Below are 15,497 nucleotides of genomic sequence, written 5' to 3'. Positions count from 1 at the left end.
GCAAGGTGCGTCGCCCATTCTCGGCTGACGCCACCTGATGGACAATCAATACGGAATTCATCCTTTAGTCTTAATGGAATACATGCCCCCGAGAATAACCAATACCGCGCCGACCACCGTCCAGGTATCAGGAATTTCGCCGAATACGGCGAAGCCTATCAGGGTCGCGAACACCAGCAACGCGTAGTTGAACGGTTGCAGGGTTCCCGCCGTTGCATATCTAAGGGACTGGATGAGCAGCAGTTGCGCGACCACACCCGTCAGCGAGACTATGCCCAGCAACACCCATTCGGACCCGGTCGGAGCGACCCAGCCGGGCAGCCCGACAAAGGTTGCCGTTATGGCGCCGACAACCGCCATATAGAGCGTGTTCGTTGCGAAGGAGTCGTGCTGGCTGATGCGCCGAGTGAGGACGTTGAACAGGGCAAAACCCGCTGCGGACACCAGCGGGATCAGTGCCACGAGTTCGAAAACGCCTGCGCCGGGGCGCAGAATGACCAGGGTTCCCGAGAAGCCAATGGCAGCTGCGACCCAGCGACGGATACCGATAAACTCACCCAGCATGAATCCGGCCAAAGCCAGGGTCATCAGCGGAAATACCGCATACAGTGCATGCATTTCCGCCAGGCCCAGATAGCGCAGTCCAACTGCAAACAGCGCGACATCCGCCACTCCCACCAGCGCTCGAACAACTTGCTGCCAGGGATGCCTGCTGCCGATAGAAGCCCTGACACCGCCTCGATAGGCTGCATAGCCAAGAGCAAATACAACAAACACCCAATAGCGCACCATCATCAGTTGGGCGACGGGCAGGTCTTTGACCAGTACCTTGGTGATGCCGTCCTGGCTGGCAAAAATGAGCATGGACAGCAGGCACAGGACAATACCCAGCTGCGGGCGTGGGACTTCAATGGCTCGTTCTGCATTCGCCAGCTGTTCGCTCATGATGCTCGTCACTCAATGATTGCCGGGGTAAAGCGTCTTTAAAGGGTAGCGGTCGCTGATCAACCTTCTCGTCCAGCCCTCAATGCCTGCCAGCTGATGACGGAATTTACACCGAGTCTGGTCAATAGGCTGGGCGGCAGTTTGCTCGGACCGGGTGACTGGCTGAAGCGCTCCAGGAAAACCGACCGGGTGCCGGTTGCCAACTCAGCTGCCATCACTCCAGCCAAGGTACTTTTTACAGTGCCCAGACCGTTTTCGCAGCAAGCCGAGTAGAGGTTTTCCTCGATCTCGCCAAATGCAGCGGCACTGTTACGGCTCAGGCACAGGCGGCCAGCCCAGCTGAACTCAAGAGACGTACCTTTCAGTTCGGGAAAACGCAGATCCAGGGAATGACGCTGCTCGCGCGCTACGGCGGCGACGCGCTTGGCCGTCACCTGAATCGTCGGGTCGTAGGTGAACCTGGTGCGAATGACAATTCGCGAGAGGCCGTCCGAAGTGATTTTGCGCACCGTGGCGCCCATCGGGTCAGCGGGTAGCAACGCCCACCGAGGATGGCCTGGCGCCGCTTTGGCGAATGAGTCATCGCGGTAAGCGGCGGTCATCGAGGCATAGGTGAACACGTGCAGCAGGCGACCCTGGAAATGCCCAAAGTCTTCGATGTGCCCGTTGACCGCCAATATCACTTTCGGTGCGCTGACCTGGCCACGGTGCGATTTCGCCAGCCACGTGCCGCTTTGACGTGACAACTCGATCACCGGAGATCGCTCGTACAAACTGATTTTGTCGCCCAGGCCCTGCGCCAGGTCGCGGATATATTGCGCGGGCTGAATCATCACCGCGCCAGGCGTATAAAGCCCGCCCTGGTCGTAGCTGGAGCCAGTGATTTCGTGCATCTGCGCGGCATCGAACAGCTCGTAGTGTTCGCCAATACCTTTGAGCGACTTCGCGTAATTGAGGTTTAGCCCCGACTACAAGGGCAAGAATCAGGGCTTTGCGATTGATACGGTCCGGGCCGTTCTGAACAAGGAATTTGCCAAAAAAAAATCCGGTTGCCGTCAAGTTTCTCTCCGAGATGCAAATCAGCACCGATGACGAAAGTGCGCAGAACCTGAAAATGCACAATGGTCTGTGCCGGAGCACGTTTGCTCCGGCTGGACGAAGCAACCTTCAATCACACCCTTGGCATCGCCGAATATTTTGGGCCACGCTGCCCCATGATGCGCGTGGTGGATTTCCCGTCGATGCTCAGAGACGCGCATGGGGCAGGGGCTTATTCAGGCATCAATGCGCTGCTCATGGCGCAGGCTGGCGTAACCGGTGCGCCGGCCGCTACCGTTGAGTCCACGTCAGTGGCCCGGTATTGGGAAGGCATCGGCACGAGCTGGGAAATCGATGAGCAATATTTCAAGCCCTGGCCTGTGTGTCGCTGGGCGCAACCCGCATTGACGGCCATGACCGACTTGATGCACCTCCATCCGAAAATTTCCCCGGAAAACGTCGACTCCATCGAGATTCAGACGTTTCATGAGTCTGTGCGTTTGCAGGGGCACGTTCCGCAGAATGCCGACGAAGCCCAATACGCATTGGCGTTCCCGGTTGCCGCTTTGGTCGTACGTGGACAACTTGGTGCAGAGGAGGTCACAGGTGCATCGATTCACGCCGCCGATATCCTGAATATCAGCCAAAAGATAAGCATCACAGAGGCGGCTGATCTCTCTGCGCGGTTCCCTGAGGAGATCCTGTCGCGCGTCACTGTTCAGCTAAAAGACGGCACAGCACTTTCCAGCCCGACGACAGCTGCCAAAGGTGATCCCGCCAATCGGTTGTCGGCGGTCGAGTTCATCGAAAAGTACCGTCGGTTTTCCGAGGCCAGCCTGGGCGTGACACTTAGCCGTGCGCTGGAGGAGGGCGTCGCGGGCCTGGCAGAGGAACTGGACTGCGCAGGGTTTCTCAAACTGCTTTTGGCGCCGGTTTGAAACGACAGGAAAGCGCTGACAGATCACGGCTTCGGCTCAACCTGCCGAATCAGAACACAAAACCGTGGCCCAGCTCGCTTTCCATCCACTCCAGGAAACGCCTGACACGGGGAAAACCCGAGTGGGCTTTGGGGAATACCAGATGGTGGGCAGCCACCGGTGCGCTCAATGCCTCCGGGGCGACTTCAACCAAGGCCCCGGACGCCAGATATTTCTGCGCGAGCAGCGAGCTCTCCAGCGCAAAACCCAACCCATGGCTGGCGGCTTCCAGCGTCATGTAGGAACGGTCGAAGCTCAAGGCATAAGGCTTTTCAGGGCGCGCCATGCCATGCTGGGCGAACCATTCGGGCCACCTGAGCAACGTCGCTTCCGAGAGAATCAGGTCCCTATCCAATAGATCCGCCGCACCATTGACTGCGTGGCGTGCCAGCAGCTTGGGCGACGCCAGCACGGCGAAGGTTTCGTTGCGCACGGTACGAACTTCGTAGCTCGGCCAGTTCGGCAGACCGTGGCGGATATCGACATCAATCTTGTCGCGGCTGAAATGCAGCGATTCATAGGAACACGACAGATTGATCTGGATGTCCGGGTGGCTCATCCGAAACGCTTCCAGGCGCGGCATCAGCCAGAGCAGGCCGAAACTGGGCGCCGAATGCAATCGCAGGCAATCGAGGCTGACATCGCTGGCCGCGCGCTCCGTCGCTACGGCCAGGCTGTGCAGAAGTCCGGAAACGTCCTTCAGATACTGCTCGCCCACCGGCGTCAGCGACACTCCCCGGGCAGCACGCACGAACAATTGACGGCCGATCAGCGCCTCCAGTTTGGCCAGTTGATGGCTGACTGCCGAAGGCGTGAGATCCAGCACTTCAGCGGCCCTGGCTACGTTGCCGAAGCGAGCGGTCTGCTCGAAGGACTGAATCGCTCTCAGCGGTGGCAAGGCGCTAGGCGCATCGGCTGCAGGACGCATGTCAGGTAACTCCGCTGTAGTTCTTGTGATTGGGGATGTTTGCATTCAAGCACTTCGCCCTGGCCTTGACGAGAGCTGAATTTATTTCAGCAACGAGTGACTTTTGCGTTATTGCTCAGCTTCTGGCCGGGGCACAAGCTGAGGCATCGATTCGTTGCGGATCGAACCCATAAGCAACATCCCAATAAAAATAATACCGAGGTATTCCCCATGCTTCTCAAAGGCAAAGTCGCAATCATCACCGGCGCTGCATCGGAACGCGGTATCGGCCGGGCGACCGCAGTGACCTTCGCTCAACAAGGCGCGCGCGTCGTGATCCTGGACCTGGATGAATCCGCCGCACGTGATGCCGCTGCGTCACTCGGAGAAGGTCATCTGGGACTGGCGGCAAACGTTGCGGATGAATCCCAGGTTCAGGCTGCCGTCGCCAAAGTCATCGAGCATTTCGGCCGCATCGACGTTCTGGTCAACAATGCCGGCATCACCCAACCGATCAAGACCCTGGACATTCGCCCTTCGGATTACGACAAGGTGCTGGATGTCAGCCTGCGCGGTACCTTGCTGATGTCCCAGGCGGTGATTCCGACCATGCGCGCCCAGTCCTCGGGCAGCATCGTGTGTATGTCGTCGGTTTCCGCTCAACGTGGCGGCGGTATCTTCGGCGGGCCTCACTACAGCGCGGCGAAGGCGGGCGTGCTGGGCCTGGGTAAGGCGATGGCCCGGGAATTCGGCCCGGACAATATCCGTGTCAATTCCATTGCGCCGGGTTTGATTCACACCGACATCACGGGCGGCCTGATGCAGGATGAGCGGCGTCACGCCATCATCGACGGCATACCGCTGGGGCGCCTGGGTGCCGCTCAGGATGTGGCCAACGCCGCGCTGTTTCTCGCCAGCGACCTGTCCTCCTATCTCACGGGCATCACCCTGGATGTGAACGGAGGCATGCTGATTCACTGATTGTTACGTGGGCGGGCTGCACGCGGCCCGTGCTGTTCTGGATCGACGATGCGCTTGGCTCATTGCCCGGCGATCTATAAAAACAAGAGATCAGATCATCATGATATCCACCACTTTTTCTCTGGAAGCGGCCTCGGCCGCGCGCTCCAACGCTTATCGAAAAACGGCCTGGCGGCTCATGCCGTTCCTGATGCTGTGTTATCTGTGCGCCTATCTCGATCGCGTCAATGTCGGCTTCGCCAAGCTGCAAATGATGAACGATCTGGCGCTCAGCGAGACCGTTTACGGACTCGGCGCCGGGATGTTCTTCATCGGTTACTTTCTTTGCGAAGTACCCAGCAATCTGATCCTGCACCGGGTCGGGGCGCGGCGCTGGATCGCGCGCATCATGATCTCGTGGGGCATCATTTCTGCGCTGTTTGCCTTCGTCGAGACAGCCTGGCAATTCTATGGCCTGCGCTTCCTGCTGGGGATTGCCGAAGCAGGACTGGCGCCGGGTCTGCTGCTCTACCTCACTTACTGGTTTCCGTCCTATCGCCGGGCAAAAATGACCGTGCTGTGGTTTGTCGCCATTCCACTGTCGGGAATGATCGGCGGCCCGCTCTCCGGCTGGATCATGAACTCGTTCGCTGGTTTTCACGGCTGGGCGGGTTGGCAATGGATGTTCGTGATCGAAGCGGTTCCAACCGTGATCGTCGGTTTTATGGTGCTGTTCTATCTGAAGGATGGCGTCGATCAAGCCACCTGGCTCAGTGCCGACGAAAAAGAACTGGTCAAGAAAGAGCTGGCCGAAGATGAAAGTCGCAAAGTCACTCACGCGTCCCCGGCGGCGTTTATTCGTGATCGGCGTCTGTGGCTGCTGGCATGCATCTACTTCTGCGTGGTAATGGGCCAGTACGCAATTACCTTCTGGCTGCCGACCCTGATTCGCAACGCCGGGGTTTCTGACGCGCTGCATATCGGGTTGATGACCAGCCTGCCGTATATGTGCGCCATCGTCGTGATGTTGCTGATGGGCCGCAGTGGCGACAAGCATCAGGAACGCCGTTGGCACTTGATTATCCCCATGATCGCTGGCGCGCTGGGCCTGACGCTGGCGGCGTTGATGGGTGGTAATCTGATCCTCTCGGTACTCAGCCTGTGCCTGGCAGCGGCGGGGGTCCTGTCTGCTTCGTCGCTGTTCTGGATGCTGCCCACCACGTTGCTCGGTGGTGTATCTGCCGCAGCGGGGATCGCCGGAATCAACAGCTTCGCGAACCTCGCGGGTTTCTGCTCGCCGTACCTGATCGGCTGGATTACCACCACCACCGGTTCCAGCGCCATTGGCATGTACCTGATTACCGGTGTGCTGTGCCTGGGTGCGCTGCTGGTCCTGCGCATTCCTGCCGCTTCGGTCAATCGTTGAATCAACGGAGTATTCACCATGACAGCCATTTCTTCACAGATGACTTCCACGACCCTGGCGCAACGCGCCCATAACATCCGCCGCCATGCGCTGAGGATGGGTCAGGTCCAGGGCCAGGGTTATGTAGGCCAGGCCCTCGGCGCCGCTGACCTGCTGGCCGTGTCTTACTTTCATGCCTTGAACTACCGCCCCGAAGATCCGCAATGGGAGCAGCGTGACCGCTTCTATCTGTCGATTGGGCACTACGCAATCGCCCTGTATGCGGCGCTGATTGAGGCCGAAATCATCCCCCTCGACGAGCTTGAAACCTATGGGTCGGATGACAGCCGCCTGCCGATGTCGGGCATGGCGGCTTACACCCCCGGCATGGAAATCACCGGGGGCTCGCTTGGCCACGGCCTGGGGATTGCGGTGGGCGCCTGTCTGGGTCTGAAACGCAAGCATTCGGCGTCTTTCGTCTACAACCTGTTGTCCGACGGCGAACTCAATGAAGGTTCGACCTGGGAAGCGGTGATGTCGGCGTCCCATTGGAAGCTCGACAACCTGATCGCGATTGTCGACGTCAACAACCAACAGGCTGATGGTCATTCCAGCGAGATATTGGCGTTCGAGCCCATCGTGGATCGCTGGCAGGCCTTTGGCTGGTTCACCCAGCGTGTCGATGGCAACGATCTGGAGGCGCTGGTCGGCGCATTCGATGCCGCGCGCAATCATCCTGGAACGCAACCCCGAGTGATCATCTGCGACACGAAAATGGGCAAGGGTGTGCCTTTCCTGGAGACGCGGGAAAAGACCCACTTCATCCGCGTGGACGAGCATGAATGGGATGTGGCGCTGAGCAACCTCGAAGAAGAGAAAACCCTATGAGCACCTTGAATAAGCAGAATGCGCCCGCGGCTGGCGCAGTGAAAAAGAAACTCACCACTTCGGCGATGATTGCCTCGATTGCCTCGGAAGGGCAGGCGACCCGCTCGGCACCTTTCGGCCATGCGTTGGCCGCCCTGGCGGAGCAGCGTGCGGATATCGTCGGGCTGTCGGCTGATCTGTCGAAATACACCGACCTGCACATTTTCGCCAAGGCCCATCCGGATCGTTTTTATCAAATGGGCATGGCTGAGCAGTTGTTGATGAGTGCTGCGGCGGGCATGGCGCGCGAAAGTTTCGTGCCTTTTGCGACGACTTACGCGGTGTTTGCTTCACGTCGCGCCTACGATTTCATCTGCATGGCGATTGCCGAGGAAAACCTCAACGTCAAGATTGTCTGCGGTCTGCCAGGCCTGACCACCGGCTACGGGCCAAGTCACCAGGCTACGGATGATCTGGCGATCTTTCGTGCCATGCCAAACCTGATGATCGTCGATCCATGCGATGCCCTGGAAATCGAGCAGGCCGTCCCCGCCATCGCCGCCCACCAGGGACCGGTGTACATGCGCTTGTTGCGCGGCAATGTGCCGCTGGTCCTGGACGAATACGGTTACAAGTTCGAGATCGGCAAGGCGAAAACCCTGCGCACCGGCAACGACGTATTGATCATCTCCACCGGGCTGATGACGATGCGCGCCCTGGAAGCGGCGAAGGAATTGCAGGCCGATGGCGTGGATGTCGCGGTGCTACATGTGCCAACCATCAAGCCACTGGATGAGCAGACGATTCTCGCCGAGGCCAGGAAGCCCGGGCGACTGGTGGTCACCGCCGAAAACCATTCCATCATCGGCGGGCTGGGTGAAGCGGTCGCCACGGTTTTGCTGCGCAACGGCGTCACGCCAACCTTTAGACAGATCGCATTGCCGGACGCCTTCCTTGACGCGGGGGCGCTGCCGACCTTGCATGATCGCTACGGGATCTCCACTCCGGCGGTTTGTACACGAATCAAAGGCTGGCTTTAACTCCTGAGGCGCCCGCAAGGGCGCTTTTACGTTGGGTGCTATTAAATCGATGCTGCCGGAAGCCGCGAAGTTGTACACCTACGCCGGTAGCAACCCCGCCACACGATAACTCTCGATCAGCGTGTCATAGAGCCCGATATCCGCGCGGCTTCTTGCCATGAGCTGGGCACCGGAGACCGCAGCGAAGATCGCGCGTGCTTGCGCTTCGTTGTCCTCGGGGCTGGAACCGTTTGCAGCGGACAGGACTTTGCCGAGCCAGGCCACGCTGACATCGGCGAAAGTCTGGATCTCTGTCTTGACCGACTCCGGCAGATCGTCGAATTCGGCGGACATGAAACTGCACAGGCACAGCCGGTTTCCGTTCGCCAGCGAGCGGCGAAACAGCTCGGGATAGCGACGCAGGCAGCTGGCCGGATCCGGCATTTGGGCGAGCATGGTTTCCAGCTCGGCCGCCGTGTCTTCCCAATAGCGCCTGGCCACGGCTGCGCCAAGATCGGCCTTGCTCGGAAAGTGGTAGTAAATGCTCGCGCTCTTGATGCCCACGACCTGGCCCAGATCACGGAAATTCAAACCGCTGTATCCGTGAGCCTGCGCGGCGTCTTTGCCGGCGGCCAGAATGGCTTCTCGATGGTTTGCGCTCACTTCACTGCCTCCTCGGTTCACTGGCTGCGCATCTTAAGCGATACAAAGCGCTTGACCGTTAAATTTTCAATCGGTACCTTTTACCTACCAACTGGCAGATAGGTATGATTTCATTATGAACTCCATCACCCCCTCAGACACAAGTACGCTGACAATTTACGACTGGCACACCGGCCCTTATCCGGCGCGGGTACGTATTGCCCTGGCGGAAAAAAACCTGCAATCACGCACCCGTTTCGTTTCGGTTGATCTCTGGAAGGGCGAGCACAAGACCCCGGAGTTCCTGGCGAAAAATTACTCCGGCACGCTGCCGGTACTGGAACTTGACGACGGGACCCTGATTGCGGAATGCACCGCGATTACCCAATACCTCGACGCCCTTGATGACACGCCGACGCTCACCGGCACCACACCACTGGAGAAAGGCCTGATTCACATGATGAGCAAGCGCGCCGAGCTGGAGCTGCTCGACGCTGTCAGTGTTTATTTCCATCACGCCACACCGGGCCTCGGTCCAGACGTCGAGCTGTACCAGAATGCCGAATGGGGTTTTCGCCAGCGCGACAAGGCCCTGCGCGGCATGCGTTACTTCGATGCCGTACTGCAAACCCGGCCGTTTGTGGCGGGGGAAACGTTTTCAATGGCCGACATCACGGTTATCGGCGGTTTGATCTTTGCCGGGCTCGTGGAGTTGGCGGTCCCGCAAGAGTGCCAGGCGCTGCTGGCCTGGTACGCAAGAATGCAGGAGCGGCCGAGCGTGAAAAACCGGGTGACGATGTCAGAACCGGTCTGACACTGGATTCACTCTTTTCTACTTGCCGCTCACCAAATGCTGGATGCCGTTGCCTGAACGGGCCTTCCCGGGCCGATGGCAACGGCGTGATGGCGTTTTGGGTTCCGTCGCCGCGTCACTGTAGATAACGTCTGGATTACGGGCGATCCGACTGACTTGGCCGGAGCGCGCCAGTCTTAATTGGCCAACTAAATCAATTAGTTGCACTGCATTTTTCATTCAGCGCTCGGTAACCGGCAATAGGGTGTACCATCTGAGTCTGTCTTTCGGATATCAGCTAGCCATGCCCCCGCTCAGCGAAGAGAGCCGTCAGATCGTAGCTTCTCTGGCGCACCGCGTTGGCCCCAACGCTGACATTGCAACGATTGCTCAAGCAGTCGTTTCTATATTGCAGGATATGGACGCAACGCTCGCGCCTGTCATCGGCCAACAAGGGGCGGCTGCGCTGTTGCGTCGCAGCCTCCATCTCGCTGTAACAACTCATCCAAGTCTGGCTGCCAGCTATGGCAGCTTGCAGGCAGCACCAATTCTGACGGCCATCGCAGCCGCACTCGTCGAGCAAAGCAAAACCAATGCGCTGTTTTTTGGACAAGTCTTGCTGACCACCTATTACGGGCTGCTGACCACGCTGATCGGGCCTTCGCTGACCGCACGTTTGCTTTGCGGCGTGTGGGAGCCTTCTTTGAGCGACACCCCTTCGCAGGAAAAATCGCCATGAGCACCAAAGTGACTATCAACCGCCTGGCCACCGGCGTGCCAGGACTGGACGAGGTGCTGGGCGGAGGTTTGCCGGAGTTTTCGTTCAATCTGATCGCGGGCCCGCCTGGCTGCGGTAAAACTACCCTGGCGCATCAGATGATGTTTGCCCTGGCGACGCCCGAACGTCCGGCCTTGTTCTTCACCGTACTGGGCGAGCCGCCGTTGAAGATGCTGCGTTATCAGCAGCAGTTCGATTTTTTTGACAGCGATGCGATCAACCAGTCGATCCGCTACGTGAATCTGGTCGACGACACATTGGCCGGTGATCTTGACGAAGTACTGCGTCGTATTGTCAGCGAAGTGGAGGCTCATACCCCGTCGCTGGTGTTCGTCGACTCGTTTCGTTCCGTGGTGCTGGCGAGCCAGACCCAGAACAACCCCAACAACAATCTGCCGCAGTTCATCCAGCAATTGGGCATGTTGATGACCACCTGGCAGGCGACGACTTTCCTGATTGGGGAATATTTCACCGAGACCGATACCAATCCGATCTTCACCGTGGCCGATGGCCTCATCTGGTTGCGCCAGAGCGTCCAGCGCAATTCCATGGTGCGCAAGATGGAAATCATGAAAATGCGGGGTCAGCCGACTTTGCCGGGTCTGCACACGTTCCGCATTGCCAGCTCCGGGATCAAGGTGTTCGCCCCGGCGACGCTCAACCAGAATGAGGCGCCTCTGGAATTCCCGGCCAAACGCCTGAAGATGGGCGTGCCGCGCCTGGATGACATGCTGGGCGGCGGGCTTCCTCGCGGATACTCCTTGCTGGTGGCGGGGCCGTCGGGTTCGGGTAAAAGCATTTTGGCGGCGTCCTTCCTGGCCGAGGGCGCGCGCAATGGTGAAACGGGTGTAATTGCGGTCTTCGAGCAGCGCCCCAATCATTCGCAGAACACCACACTTGCTGACTTGATCCAGAAGGGAGTGGTGGGTCTGGTGGACAGTCGCGCTCCGGATCTGTCCATCGACGAAATTGTCCACTTGCTGCTGGGCGAAATCGCCCGGCTCAAAGCCACCCGCGTAGTGATCGATTCGCTCTCGGGCTTCGAGCTTGCCCTGGCGCCGACTTTCCGCGAAGACTTCCGCGAATCGCTGTCGCGTATGGTGACCGCACTGACCAGCGCGGGAGTCAGCGTATTAATGACCTCCGAACTGGAAGACCGCTACACCGACCTGCGTTTCAGCCCGTACGGCACCGCATTTCTCACTGACGCGATCATCGTCCAGCGCTACATCGAAGTGCAGAGTCGCTTGCTGCGCATCATGGCCGTGGTCAAGGTGCGGGCCAGTGCCCACTCCGATGAATTGCGTCTGTACAGCATCGACGAAAAAGGTTTGCAGATCGGCGACATGCTGCCTGACCAGGAAGGCTTGCTGGGCGGGCGGCCAACCCGTCGGCGCCTTGGCATCGACAATGAGTAATTCAACCTCATGACCAACGCCGAGGACAAGGACGTTAAGGCCAATGCCGCTCGTGAGTTGTTCCTGCTCGGTCAAAAAACCGTTGAAGCTCGAGCGGTTCTGGCGGCGCTGCAAAAGGAATTGAGCGACACCGGCAACCGTCTGGTGGATAGCCAGCAGGTGGAGCAGCTGGTTGAGGCCAATCAGCAATTGGTGCTGGCGATTCTCCTGGCGCAATCGGATGCGGAGAAACCAAGCCGCACCCTGGAAGAACAACGCTTGTTTCTGGAGATGCGTGAAGCCAATGAACAACTGGTGATCGCCGCTCTTGGTGCGCAACACTTGCAGGATCTGGCCGAAAGCGCTCTGGAACGACAACGAAAAATCCTGACGCTGGTGGCGCACGAGCTGCGCAATCCGCTGACCCCGATCAGCATGATTGCCGGGCGAATCGTGGGCGTGCCTCGGGAGGAACTGCCGCGCATGCAGAAGCTGATCGAAGGTCAGGTTCAGCATATGTCGCGATTGGTGGAAGACTTGCTCGACGTCTCACGCGCCACTTCCGGCAAGTTCCGTCTCGATTGCCGCCTGATCGATATGGCACCGATCATCCGTAGTGCCATCGAAGTCTGCAGCCCGGTGATGATTGCTCAGCATCTGCAGTTCAGTGTCGAATTGCCTGAGTGCAAATTGGGCGTCAACGGCGATCCGGGCCGGCTTGCGCAGATATTTGGCAACCTGTTGGGCAACGCGGCGAAATACACGCCGTCCGGCGGTATTGTCACGTTGTCGGTCGCGACCGACGGAGATTGGGTAAAGATAAGAGTCTGCGATAACGGTATCGGTATTTCCGCCCTGGCCCTGCCATTCATCTTCGAACCATTTGTGCAGGATGTTCACGCCGTCGGTTTCAACGGTGCTGGCCTGGGGATTGGTCTTACAGTGGTGCGTGAGCTGGTCGAAGCCCACGGCGGAACCGTGACGGGCACGAGCGATGGCGATGGCCAGGGCAGCGTGTTTGTCGTGACGCTGCCGCTGGTCGACTTCTAGCGAAACCCGATCCCTGTGGGAGCGAACGTGTTCGCGAAGGGGCCGGTACATCCGGCACAGCTTCAGCGTCTGCACCATTGCTTCGCGAATAGATTCGCTCCTGCAACATGCCAGCTTCGCGAACGAAGGCGGTACGGCTTATTTTTTCAGTGCGTCATGAGCCTCCAGCGCCCGCAGTGAGTAGATATAAGCGGCACCGGCGTTCAGCGAAATGGCGGTTGCCAGGGTAGCGGCGATTTCTTCCCGAGTGGCACCGGCCTTGATTGCCGCGTCGGTGTGTACGCCGATGCAGCCGTCGCAGCGTGTCGTGATGGCTACGGCGATGGAAATCAGCTCACGGGTCTTGGCGTCCAGCACGTCGTTCTCGGCAGAGGCCTCATCGAGCGCTATGTAAGCCTTGACCATTTTCGGGTTGCTTTTGCCCAGGGCAGCGAAAGACTTCTGGATGGTAGGCAGCAGTTCGGACCAGTTATTGAACATTGTGTTAATTCCTTCAGGAGTGGGGCCGACTATTTCAGCCAGCCTGTTTTTTTGCGTCACCGACAGCAATTCTAAGGTTTAGCAGACAATTTGCAGGGTTCAGGCGCAGCCCCTGTCATTTGCCATACGATTTTTTCCGGCTTCCAAACATACGCGCATGTCCGAAAGCGTCCTCCACTGGTCCTGCTCCCGTCTATTGCGGTGCTTGCTTGAGCTTTACCATGCAGCCACTATCACCAGCATGGCAAACGCCACGGAGCTAAACATGACCCTCAGCGCGCTTATCGTTATCGACGTACAAGAGTCTTTTCGTCATACACCTTACTGGTCCGGAACCGACCTTTCGGCATTCCTCGAACAGCAGCAGGCGTTGATTGACGGCTGCGTGGAGAAGGGGATTCCGGTGGTGCAGATATTCCACGTCGGCGAGCACGGGCCCTTTTCCCTGGCGTCGGGCCACGTCCAGACGTTGAAAGAGCTTTCGATCAGCCCGAGCGTGATGTTCCACAAGCATTATCACAGTGCGCTTGTCGGCACCGGATTGGCGGCCTGGCTGACGAAGCAGGGCGTCGGCAAGTTGATCATCAGCGGCATCCGCACCGAACAATGTTGTGAAACCACCACGCGCCACGCCTCGGACAGCGGTTTTGCCGTGGACTATGTGAGTGAGGCAACCTTGACCTTCGCCATGACTCACGCTCGCAGCGGTCGTACTTACAGTGCTGCCGAAATTCGCGAGCGTACCGAGCTGGTGCTGGAGGGGCGTTTCGCACGCATCGCCACGGTTGCTCAGGTGCTGGAGGGCTGAAACCTTGGCGATTCCGGTGCTGTTCGTGCTGCTGCCCAATGTGCTGATGCTGGATCTGGCGGGCCCGGCCGAAGTGCTGCAGCTCGCTTCCCGGATCGAGTTCGCAGAACGCCGGGCAGAAGGCGAGGAGCGCGCGACGTTTGAGTTGCACTACGTCAGCCCGTTGGCGGACCTGCAAACTTCTATCGGCCTGCCTTTGGCAGGGCTGGCGCCGCTGCCGGAAACCCTGTTGCCGGGCACTCTCGTGGTCTTGGTCGGTTCAACGTCGGCAGTATCCCCGACGCAGCTGCGTGAGTTCGAAACAGCCAGCGCTGTTCTGACCGAATGGCTTCGCCGGGTTCTGGCGCCCACCGGCGAGCGATTGCTGTGCGTGTGTGCGGGGGCGTTGAGTGCGGCCCGAGCCGGTTTGCTTGATGGCCGCCAATGCACCACGCATCACTCACTGTGCGCGCAGTTGCAGGAACTCGCGCCCAGGGCCCGGGTGCTGGAGAACCGGCTGTATGTCACCGACGGTCGGATCAGTACCAGCGCCGGCGTCACAGCGGGTATCGACCTGATGCTGCAGGTGCTGGCGGAGTTGAGCGGACCACGGCTGGCGTGTGCAGTGGCGCGGGAAATGGTGGTGTATATGCGGCGGGGCGGTGCCGATCCGCAGTTATCGCCATGGATTGCGGGACGCAATCACCTGCACCCGGCGCTGCACCGGGTGCAGGATGCCGTTGCTGCCGACCCCGGCGGCGACTGGACGATAGAGCAGATGGCGGGCATTGCCTGCACCAGCGGCCGTCATCTGGGGCGGCTGTTCCATGAATACGCGGGGGTCGCGCCGCTGGATTACCTGCATCGACTGCGGATAACGCTTGCGCGAGAATTGCTTTCCCATTCGAGCCTGGATATGGAAACGGTGGCACAACGCGCAGGGTTCGGGTCGGCGCGTCATTTACGGCGCATCTGGGGGAAATACGAATCTGCGCCGCCCTCGCAGAGCCGCTTGCGCTCGTCGACGGTTTGATCTGCAACTGCTGATAGACCTTGGCAGTGACTTTCCAGTCACCGTGGATTTTGATCAGTGTCAGGGAGTTGCGTGGAACACTTCAGAGACAATATCGACGTCCAGAAAGTTGGCATGCCTGTCAGCGCAACAGGCCGTTATGAACCGGACAAGCGGTCACCACGTGACGGCTATCTTTACAATATATTGTCAGCCTGTATCGCTGGATTTATGGGCTGACTGGCAAACAATTGCCTTTTGCGGGTTCTACGGATAGACAGCGTTTCCCATTTTCCGGATTCAATTTTCAATTGTCATACAGAGCAGTCAGAGTCGCTTGATCGGTGCTCCAGCGAAGGGGGTCGGGTAAGGACGCTTTCTGGGTGTTGTCACGACCAGCTGACGCTCATTCGCAGTACTCAAGTAATTTGCCGTCTTCG

Annotated in this window: 14 protein-coding genes and 3 pseudogenes; 12 read left to right on the top strand and 5 right to left on the bottom strand. The window is 58.9% G+C overall.

The genetic code is table 11. The features are described from left to right. Nucleotides 1-57 precede the first annotated feature (57 nt). Together ACP7E4_RS06510 and ACP7E4_RS06505 are read right to left on the bottom strand one after the other, a co-directional pair. Nucleotides 58-945, bottom strand: coding sequence for a DMT family transporter (locus ACP7E4_RS06510; RefSeq protein WP_426112875.1), 888 nt, complete (start codon nt 943-945; stop codon nt 58-60). A 59-nt stretch (nt 946-1,004) separates the two neighbouring features. Further along, a pseudogene (locus tag ACP7E4_RS06505) lies at nt 1,005-1,907 on the bottom strand (NAD(P)/FAD-dependent oxidoreductase); the annotation flags it as partial. A gap of 7 nt (nt 1,908-1,914) precedes the next feature. Between ACP7E4_RS06505 and ACP7E4_RS06500 the strand changes: the two are divergent. Then, nucleotides 1,915-2,071, top strand: a pseudogene (locus ACP7E4_RS06500) (glycine betaine ABC transporter substrate-binding protein); the annotation flags it as partial. Further along, nucleotides 2,067-2,921: pseudogene (locus ACP7E4_RS06495) on the top strand (MmgE/PrpD family protein); the annotation flags it as partial. The pseudogenes ACP7E4_RS06500 and ACP7E4_RS06495, both read left to right, overlap by 5 nt. A 49-nt stretch (nt 2,922-2,970) precedes the next feature. Here ACP7E4_RS06495 and ACP7E4_RS06490 read toward each other — a convergent pair. After that, complete coding sequence (locus ACP7E4_RS06490; RefSeq protein ID WP_426112877.1) at nt 2,971-3,888, bottom strand: LysR substrate-binding domain-containing protein; 918 nt, start codon at nt 3,886-3,888, stop codon at nt 2,971-2,973. 210 nt (nt 3,889-4,098) lie between these two features. Between ACP7E4_RS06490 and ACP7E4_RS06485 the strand changes: the two genes are divergently transcribed. The 4 genes from ACP7E4_RS06485 to ACP7E4_RS06470 all read left to right on the top strand — a co-directional run bounded on the left by ACP7E4_RS06485 (nt 4,099) and on the right by ACP7E4_RS06470 (nt 8,139). Next, nucleotides 4,099-4,848: an SDR family NAD(P)-dependent oxidoreductase gene (locus ACP7E4_RS06485; protein ID WP_426112879.1), complete on the top strand. Its 750-nt coding sequence runs from the start codon at nt 4,099-4,101 to the stop codon at nt 4,846-4,848. A 100-nt stretch (nt 4,849-4,948) separates the two neighbouring features. Next, nucleotides 4,949-6,253, top strand: coding sequence for an MFS transporter (locus tag ACP7E4_RS06480; protein WP_331152345.1), 1,305 nt, complete (start codon nt 4,949-4,951; stop codon nt 6,251-6,253). An 18-nt stretch (nt 6,254-6,271) separates the two neighbouring features. Continuing rightward, complete coding sequence (locus ACP7E4_RS06475) at nt 6,272-7,120, top strand: transketolase (protein WP_426112881.1); 849 nt, start codon at nt 6,272-6,274, stop codon at nt 7,118-7,120. Continuing rightward, nucleotides 7,117-8,139, top strand: coding sequence for a transketolase family protein (locus ACP7E4_RS06470; RefSeq protein WP_426112883.1), 1,023 nt, complete (start codon nt 7,117-7,119; stop codon nt 8,137-8,139). Before ACP7E4_RS06475 ends, ACP7E4_RS06470 begins: the two co-directional genes overlap by 4 nt. A 78-nt stretch (nt 8,140-8,217) precedes the next feature. On the opposite strand, the gene ACP7E4_RS06465 is transcribed toward ACP7E4_RS06470, so the two are convergent. Next, entirely contained in the window at nt 8,218-8,781 is a 564-nt protein-coding gene (locus ACP7E4_RS06465) for a TetR/AcrR family transcriptional regulator (RefSeq protein ID WP_426112885.1), read from the bottom strand. A gap of 148 nt (nt 8,782-8,929) precedes the next feature. On the opposite strand from ACP7E4_RS06465, the gene ACP7E4_RS06460 reads away from it, so the two are divergent. The 4 genes from ACP7E4_RS06460 to ACP7E4_RS06445 all read left to right on the top strand — a co-directional run bounded on the left by ACP7E4_RS06460 (nt 8,930) and on the right by ACP7E4_RS06445 (nt 12,778). Beyond that, on the top strand, nt 8,930-9,574 hold the full coding sequence (locus tag ACP7E4_RS06460) for a glutathione S-transferase (RefSeq protein WP_426113064.1): 645 nt from the start codon (nt 8,930-8,932) through the stop codon (nt 9,572-9,574). Between the two features lie 283 nt (nt 9,575-9,857). Further along, nucleotides 9,858-10,292 (top strand): hypothetical protein, encoded by a 435-nt coding sequence (locus tag ACP7E4_RS06455; RefSeq protein WP_426112887.1) that lies wholly within the window; start codon nt 9,858-9,860, stop codon nt 10,290-10,292. Beyond that, nucleotides 10,289-11,749: an RAD55 family ATPase gene (locus tag ACP7E4_RS06450; RefSeq protein WP_426112889.1), complete on the top strand. Its 1,461-nt coding sequence runs from the start codon at nt 10,289-10,291 to the stop codon at nt 11,747-11,749. Before ACP7E4_RS06455 ends, ACP7E4_RS06450 begins: the two co-directional genes overlap by 4 nt. Before the next feature lie 9 nt (nt 11,750-11,758). Beyond that, on the top strand, nt 11,759-12,778 hold the full coding sequence (locus ACP7E4_RS06445) for a sensor histidine kinase (RefSeq protein ID WP_426112891.1): 1,020 nt from the start codon (nt 11,759-11,761) through the stop codon (nt 12,776-12,778). Between the two features lie 138 nt (nt 12,779-12,916). Here ACP7E4_RS06445 and ACP7E4_RS06440 read toward each other — a convergent pair whose 3' ends face one another. Then, nucleotides 12,917-13,258 (bottom strand): carboxymuconolactone decarboxylase family protein, encoded by a 342-nt coding sequence (locus tag ACP7E4_RS06440; RefSeq protein ID WP_426112893.1) that lies wholly within the window; start codon nt 13,256-13,258, stop codon nt 12,917-12,919. 265 nt (nt 13,259-13,523) lie between these two features. On the opposite strand from ACP7E4_RS06440, the gene ACP7E4_RS06435 reads away from it, so the two are divergent. Continuing rightward, nucleotides 13,524-14,066: an isochorismatase family protein gene (locus tag ACP7E4_RS06435; protein WP_426112895.1), complete on the top strand. Its 543-nt coding sequence runs from the start codon at nt 13,524-13,526 to the stop codon at nt 14,064-14,066. Nucleotides 14,067-14,070: 4 nt separating this feature from the next. Beyond that, on the top strand, nt 14,071-15,078 hold the full coding sequence (locus ACP7E4_RS06430; RefSeq protein ID WP_426112897.1) for a GlxA family transcriptional regulator: 1,008 nt from the start codon (nt 14,071-14,073) through the stop codon (nt 15,076-15,078). The last annotated feature ends 419 nt before the right edge of the window (nt 15,079-15,497 follow it).

The organism is Pseudomonas sp. DSP3-2-3, assembly GCF_049898225.1.
Taxonomy (GTDB): Bacteria; Pseudomonadota; Gammaproteobacteria; order Pseudomonadales; family Pseudomonadaceae; genus Aquipseudomonas.
This window is presented reverse-complemented; position numbering and strand designations above follow the sequence as displayed.

What these genes read in the sequence shown, in the direction of transcription:
- ACP7E4_RS06455 (WP_426112887.1), top strand. Translation starts at nt 9,858, where the DNA reads ATGCCCCCGCTCAGCGAAGAGAGCCGTCAGATCGTAGCTTCTCTGGCG.
- ACP7E4_RS06435 (WP_426112895.1), top strand. Translation starts at nt 13,524, where the DNA reads ATGACCCTCAGCGCGCTTATCGTTATCGACGTACAAGAGTCTTTTCGT.
- ACP7E4_RS06470 (WP_426112883.1), top strand. Translation starts at nt 7,117, where the DNA reads ATGAGCACCTTGAATAAGCAGAATGCGCCCGCGGCTGGCGCAGTGAAA.
- ACP7E4_RS06490 (WP_426112877.1), bottom strand. Translation starts at nt 3,888, where the DNA reads ATGCGTCCTGCAGCCGATGCGCCTAGCGCCTTGCCACCGCTGAGAGCG.
- ACP7E4_RS06450 (WP_426112889.1), top strand. Translation starts at nt 10,289, where the DNA reads ATGAGCACCAAAGTGACTATCAACCGCCTGGCCACCGGCGTGCCAGGA.
- ACP7E4_RS06475 (WP_426112881.1), top strand. Translation starts at nt 6,272, where the DNA reads ATGACAGCCATTTCTTCACAGATGACTTCCACGACCCTGGCGCAACGC.
- ACP7E4_RS06485 (WP_426112879.1), top strand. Translation starts at nt 4,099, where the DNA reads ATGCTTCTCAAAGGCAAAGTCGCAATCATCACCGGCGCTGCATCGGAA.
- ACP7E4_RS06445 (WP_426112891.1), top strand. Translation starts at nt 11,759, where the DNA reads ATGACCAACGCCGAGGACAAGGACGTTAAGGCCAATGCCGCTCGTGAG.
- ACP7E4_RS06510 (WP_426112875.1), bottom strand. Translation starts at nt 945, where the DNA reads ATGAGCGAACAGCTGGCGAATGCAGAACGAGCCATTGAAGTCCCACGC.
- ACP7E4_RS06480 (WP_331152345.1), top strand. Translation starts at nt 4,949, where the DNA reads ATGATATCCACCACTTTTTCTCTGGAAGCGGCCTCGGCCGCGCGCTCC.
- ACP7E4_RS06440 (WP_426112893.1), bottom strand. Translation starts at nt 13,258, where the DNA reads ATGTTCAATAACTGGTCCGAACTGCTGCCTACCATCCAGAAGTCTTTC.